We start from the raw sequence: 5,361 nt of genomic DNA on the forward strand, positions 1-5,361 counted from the left end.
CAAATCCGGGCTGACCACCCATAAAAAGGGTGGGGAATTTTACTCCGGAAAAAATGGGGAAATTCCAACGGCATTGACAGCATCGAACAACCCGGACACCGTGTCCATGGTGATCGTACGACAGAGGTGCGCGGGGCAGGATGGGAGGTGCTGTTTATTGCCATCGATGACCATGCCCGCATTGCTTTCACCCGGATGTATGCCAATGAAACCAAGGAAACCGCGATCGATTTCCTCAGCAAGGCATACGCCTGGTACACCTCGTTGGGCATGCGGCCCAAGGCCATTCTCACTGACAATGGCTCGGCGTTCCGTTCCAGGGCATTTGCCGCCGCCGTACAAACTGTTGGACTCAAGCCAAGGTTCACTTGGCCATACCGTCCCCAGACCAACGGGAAAGCGGAGCGCTTTATCCAGTCGGCCCTGCGGGAATGGGCTTATGGCTTTGTCTACCAGCACTCCAATGATCGAACCGCCATGCTCGATCATTGGCTACACCACTACAATTGGCATCGCCCTCATCAAGGCATTGGCGGTATGACTCCCATGCGCAGGCTCACTGATAGTGCGCATAACCTATTGCAACTTCACAGCTAGAGTGGCTGCTAAGGCCGGGATCATGGGAAACCTTGTGATCTGGTTTAGGAATCTAGGACCAGACAGAAAGAGAGTTTTTCGGCAAACTTGAGCATGAAAGGGAGGCGGTTTGCCATGAAGAAGAAGCGGTTTTCGATTGAACAGATCGTAGCGGTGTTGAAGCAGGCGGAATTGGGAATGCTGGTAGCGGACCTGATCCGCCAGGTTGGCATACCGGAACAAACGTTCTACTGATGGAGGAAGCAGTACGCTGGCATGCAGTCCGACCAGGTGCGCGAACTTAAGCAGCTTCAGGAAAAGAATGCGCGGCTCAAGAAACTAGTGGCAGAACTGAGCCTGGATAAGGCGATTCTTCAAGATGTCGCCTCAAAAAAGTGGCCCGGCCCGCGTTGAAACATGAAGTGGTGGACTAAATCGTGAGCTACTATGGATTGAACCTCCGGCGGGCATGTCGGCTGATCAAGCAATCGCGCAGTGTCCAGTACTACCAGAGCGTCAAGGATCCAAGACAGGCGTTACGTGGACGCATGCGGGAAATTGCCCAAACACGTGTGCGCTATGGTTACCGGCGCATCCATGTGCTGCTCAAGCGTGAAGGCTGGCAGCTGGGCAAGAACCAGATGTATCGGTTCTACAGCGAAGAGCAACTGCAGCTACACTCCAAACTGCCCACGCGCCGCAAAATGGTGGTGACTCGGCAAGCCAAGATCACGCCGGTCCAGCCCAACGAGGCATGGAGCATGGATTTCGTTGCCGATCAGCTGACCAATGGCATGAAGTTTTGCACCTTGACCGTCGGCGACGCGATCAGCAAGGAATCGCTGGCCATCGAAGTCGGACAGCGTCTGCGAAGCGAGCATGTCGTTGCTGCCTTGAATCGCATTGCTGCCCAACGCGGCTCCCTCAAATGCCTGTTCGTCGATAACGGGAGCGAATTCTCAGGACAATTACTGGATCTGTGGGCGTATGTATTATCACCAGACACGGATCGACTTCAGCCGGTCCGGCAAACCGAGCGATAATTGCCATATCGAGACGTTTAATGGATCATTCCGGGACGAGTGCCCGAACTTGCTTTGGTTCAAGACGCTGGAAGAGGCCAAAACGATTACCGAGGTCTGGCGACAGGACTACAACGAGAGTCGGCCTCACTCGACTCTCAATGACCTGGCGCCAACTGAATTTGCACGCCGGGTGCGGCTTTTTAGCCAAGTCCCGGTTTAACCAACGCCGAAAACTCGCTCTCGGAATGGTCCTGGAAACCCAAGCGGATCAAAAAACGGACTTTACTAGATTTCAATTGGCTCGGTTTATTAGGGGCAGGACATGGACTGTCAATGCCTAGGCGCTTTTCTTTTGTGAACGAATCTGGTACTGATCTCGATCGACGCAATCGACCAAGTACCGGGTAAGTCGCTTGTATGAAGGACCGTTTTAACGATTTTCTGTAAGCAATCTACCAAGTTCCCTCGTCGAAGGAATGCGGCGATCTTCGCTAGCAGCTTCAGCTTCATCTTTCGCTAAGTTCTCTAGCATCGCTAACAAAACCTTACGAGTGATTGCCACTTCATTTGGCGGAATCCCTTTAACGCTAAGGGTATTTACCTCTTCTGCTAGCGGTACCAAATTGCCTTTGAGTCCATGACCTTCTTTCGTCAAGAATACATAAACATTTTTCTTGTTATTAGGAAGTTGTCTTCGTTCAATATAGCCAAGCTTTTCCATTGCTTTCAACGCCGCAAAGGTTGTAGGTTCCATAACACCAGCCTCTTCACTTAGCTGCCGTTGCGTAATCCCGTCACCTTCCCACAAAATACGCAAGAAAGTCCAATGTCCAAACGAAACTGAATGTTCAGTAAGACGCAATTGCAACGAGCGAACTAACGCGCGGGTGGCGTCCTTGATGAGATGAGCTAGGCGATCATTCGGCACTGCCTCACTCCAGTGCCGAAGGATATTTGTAGTTTCTTCCTTCGTTTTCATATTCCGTATGTTCGCTGCTTGTTAAAAAAGTAAATAGTCCAAATGCCGGCCTACCGCGTTATTTGTCACGCTACAATCCCTGATTGTCCTACAAATTTTGCGCGCGGACGTAAAAGCAGTCCAGATAACCTCTGTTCTTGCACGTGCGCAACATACCCGGCCGTACGTGCAAGGGAAAATAAGGCTCCGGCGCAATGCTCCGGAAGCCCTACGGCGATCGCTAGCGTCATGACTGCTAGCTCGTGCCTCGGAAAAATTCCAAGTTTGCTCTCCGCGTCTTCAATAAAACCGTAGAGGGCTTCCAATCTTTTGGACTGATCCTTTCGTTGCTTTACTAGTTCGATCAAATATCGTCCACGTGGATCTCCATGAGGATACAAAGGGTGGACAAAACCAGGCACGGCGCTACCCCTCTCTTGGAGTTGTTGTGCTCTCCGAAGGAGGATCGCTTTGCTCGAAGCATTTGATATAAATTCTTCAACACGGTCGTACAATCGGCCGATTTGTACGCCCGAACTGACACATATCGCTGACGCGATACAATTATTCAGACTCGCCCCTCCGGAGGCAGCCACACGAGCCGCGAAGGCGCCAGGCGAGAGCTCATGATCTGCGAACAGAATGAGCATTGCTTCGAGGGCCTCCCGGTTCTCTTCTGTTTCTGGTAACGCCAACGCCTTGATCAGGCCATCGACAATCGGTTGGCCGCTTGCCATAGTGTAGAAACGTCGCGATTTCGAAATATAACCAAAACATCCAGTCAATGCGCGGATCATTTCACGTGCTGCTTCTAGAGTACGGCCACTTCTGACGCGTTCGGCTACGCTACCGTATGGCATACCTAGTTGCAATGCAAACAAAGCGAAGGTTTCTAGTAGCTGGTCATTTGTTTGAGGCGCTACAATTGTGTTACGAATTTGCCTTATTATAGGTCTAGTGTTTCGGGCCGGCCAACGAATCGCATCTTCATGCCAGACACCGGTCCAAAGCAGTTCCGCAACGGTTTCATATGAAGTTCGACTTCGAGCCAGCTGCACTGCTAAACGGCCGCGGTACCTCGGCCCTTCAGGAGTGATCTCGGTAATCGACGTCGGAATGATCGGTTCACCCCAATTCATTGCTGAGGCCGCAACCACCCCATGCCCGGAACGCGCTTGCGAACGTGCCCTCATTTTCTCAATATCTTCACGTAGATAAAGGTGACTTTTTCTTCCTGGTTGAGTGACGCTACGAACCCAACCGCGGCTGACATACGCATATAGTGTCTGTTGCCGGATTTCCAATAATTGCATGGCCTCCGTGGCACTAAGGTAGTCCTTGCCGCTTGTGACCGAGTCATCTGACATTTTTGTGCTCCTTTAGTAAGTACTTTTCCGGCACCTTGCCCCAATGGTTAGTATTGATCGTCTCTCAAGATTGATCAACGTTTATCGTTGAAATTGTTTTACTACCGTTAGCGTCACTACTGCCGGACAATCTTTCCAATTCTTGATATTTCTGTACGTTATCCTAGGAAATGCTGGTGGACCATTGTGGACACTCTATCCGTGCACGCCTCCGTTAGCATTGATACTGCAATCAAGATTGATCATCCTGAGGAAGTTCAGTAACCTTTTCGCAATTGGTCCATGTATGACGTATTAGCCACTAAAGAACTCGAGCCACAATTACTAGAACGAGAGACTGTTCTTACGAGTATTGACTACTGACCGTTGGCATTTGCTGATGTTACAGACATAGTAGTAACACCAAAAGTTATGCTGTTTCTCTAGTGTCACGCTATCGGGATCTACATATGCTGTTGGAATAACACAAACCTAGAAGGAGACAGTAATCATGGTTTCATTCATCAATCCGCCCAGCATAATGAATGCGGTTCTTTTTGGCGCGCCGCTTGGGACTGCTAGCAAACCGAGACGTAGGTTAATCGCAGCAATATTAGCCGCATGCGCGTTGATTACTCTGACGTCTTCGGTATCCGCTCAAAGCTATCCGAACAAGCCGATCCGTTGGATCGTTCCGTTTCCGGCTGGTGGCCCAGCTGACGCAGTAGCACGTGTCATAACCAGAAGATTAACGGAAAGCATCGGTCAACAAATCATCGTAGATAATCGTCCCGGAGGAAACAGCATCATAGCTGCGGAGATCGTGGCCCAATCTCCACCCGACGGCTACACGCTCTTTCAGGCAATTGATTCCGCACTCACGATGAATCAAAGCTTGTATAGCAAACTTCCGTATGATCCAATTGGCGGATTCACGCCTATTACTCAACTCGCCACCCTGCCGCTGGTACTAGTCGTAAACCCTGCGGTCCAAGTGAACTCTGTAAAGGAATTAGTAGCTCTCTCCAAGGCCCGACCCGGCCAGCTAAACTACGGCTCGGGGGCGATCGCTGCGCAAGTCGCGGGGGAACTCTTCAAATCAACTGCTCAAGTCGATATTGTTCACGTTCCCTATAAGGGGAGCGCACCACAAGTACAGGGACTCTTAGGCGGTGAGGTACAACTAAGTTTCGACGGGATATCGACGACTCTGCCCCACATCAATACTGGTAAGCTAAGACCTCTGGCTGTTACCGGTGACGCGCGCCATCCTCGACTGCCAAATACGCCGACAGTCGCTGAAGCAGGGTTTCCCGCGTTAAGAATTGTTCTCTGGCATGGTCTCATGGCTCCCGCTGGGACGCCTCAGGAAATTGTTAAGGAACCTCTGCTCAAGTCTGGAAATCGGGAGTCATGGGTCTAAACATTGATCGATATTGCGTACTGTCGATAGAAC

General features: G+C 50.8%; 3 protein-coding genes and 2 pseudogenes. 3 read left to right on the top strand and 2 right to left on the bottom strand.

Annotation, left to right across the window (positions count from 1 at the left end; all coding sequences use genetic code 11):
- Positions 1-81: 81 nt before the first annotated feature.
- Both RY831_RS32605 and RY831_RS32610 read left to right on the top strand, forming a co-directional pair.
- Positions 82-597 (top strand): annotated as a pseudogene (locus tag RY831_RS32605) (integrase core domain-containing protein); the annotation flags it as partial.
- A 114-nt stretch (positions 598-711) separates the two neighbouring features.
- Positions 712-1,821 (top strand): annotated as a pseudogene (locus RY831_RS32610) (IS3 family transposase).
- Between the two features lie 210 nt (positions 1,822-2,031).
- On the opposite strand, the gene RY831_RS32615 reads toward RY831_RS32610, so the two are convergent.
- Entirely contained in the window at positions 2,032-2,580 is a 549-nt protein-coding gene (locus RY831_RS32615) for a MarR family winged helix-turn-helix transcriptional regulator (RefSeq protein ID WP_326510447.1), read from the bottom strand.
- A 65-nt stretch (positions 2,581-2,645) separates the two neighbouring features.
- The gene (locus RY831_RS32620; protein WP_326510448.1) at positions 2,646-3,926 is read right to left on the bottom strand and encodes a citrate/2-methylcitrate synthase; all 1,281 of its coding nucleotides are present in this window, start codon (positions 3,924-3,926) and stop codon (positions 2,646-2,648) included.
- A gap of 490 nt (positions 3,927-4,416) precedes the next feature.
- Between RY831_RS32620 and RY831_RS32625 the strand changes: the two genes are divergently transcribed.
- Positions 4,417-5,328, top strand: a complete 912-nt coding sequence (locus tag RY831_RS32625) for a Bug family tripartite tricarboxylate transporter substrate binding protein (RefSeq protein ID WP_326510449.1) — start codon at positions 4,417-4,419, stop codon at positions 5,326-5,328.
- Positions 5,329-5,361: the final 33 nt, after the last annotated feature.

This window comes from Noviherbaspirillum album (assembly GCF_035916955.1).
In the GTDB taxonomy this organism is placed as follows: domain Bacteria; phylum Pseudomonadota; class Gammaproteobacteria; order Burkholderiales; family Burkholderiaceae_D; genus Noviherbaspirillum; species Noviherbaspirillum album.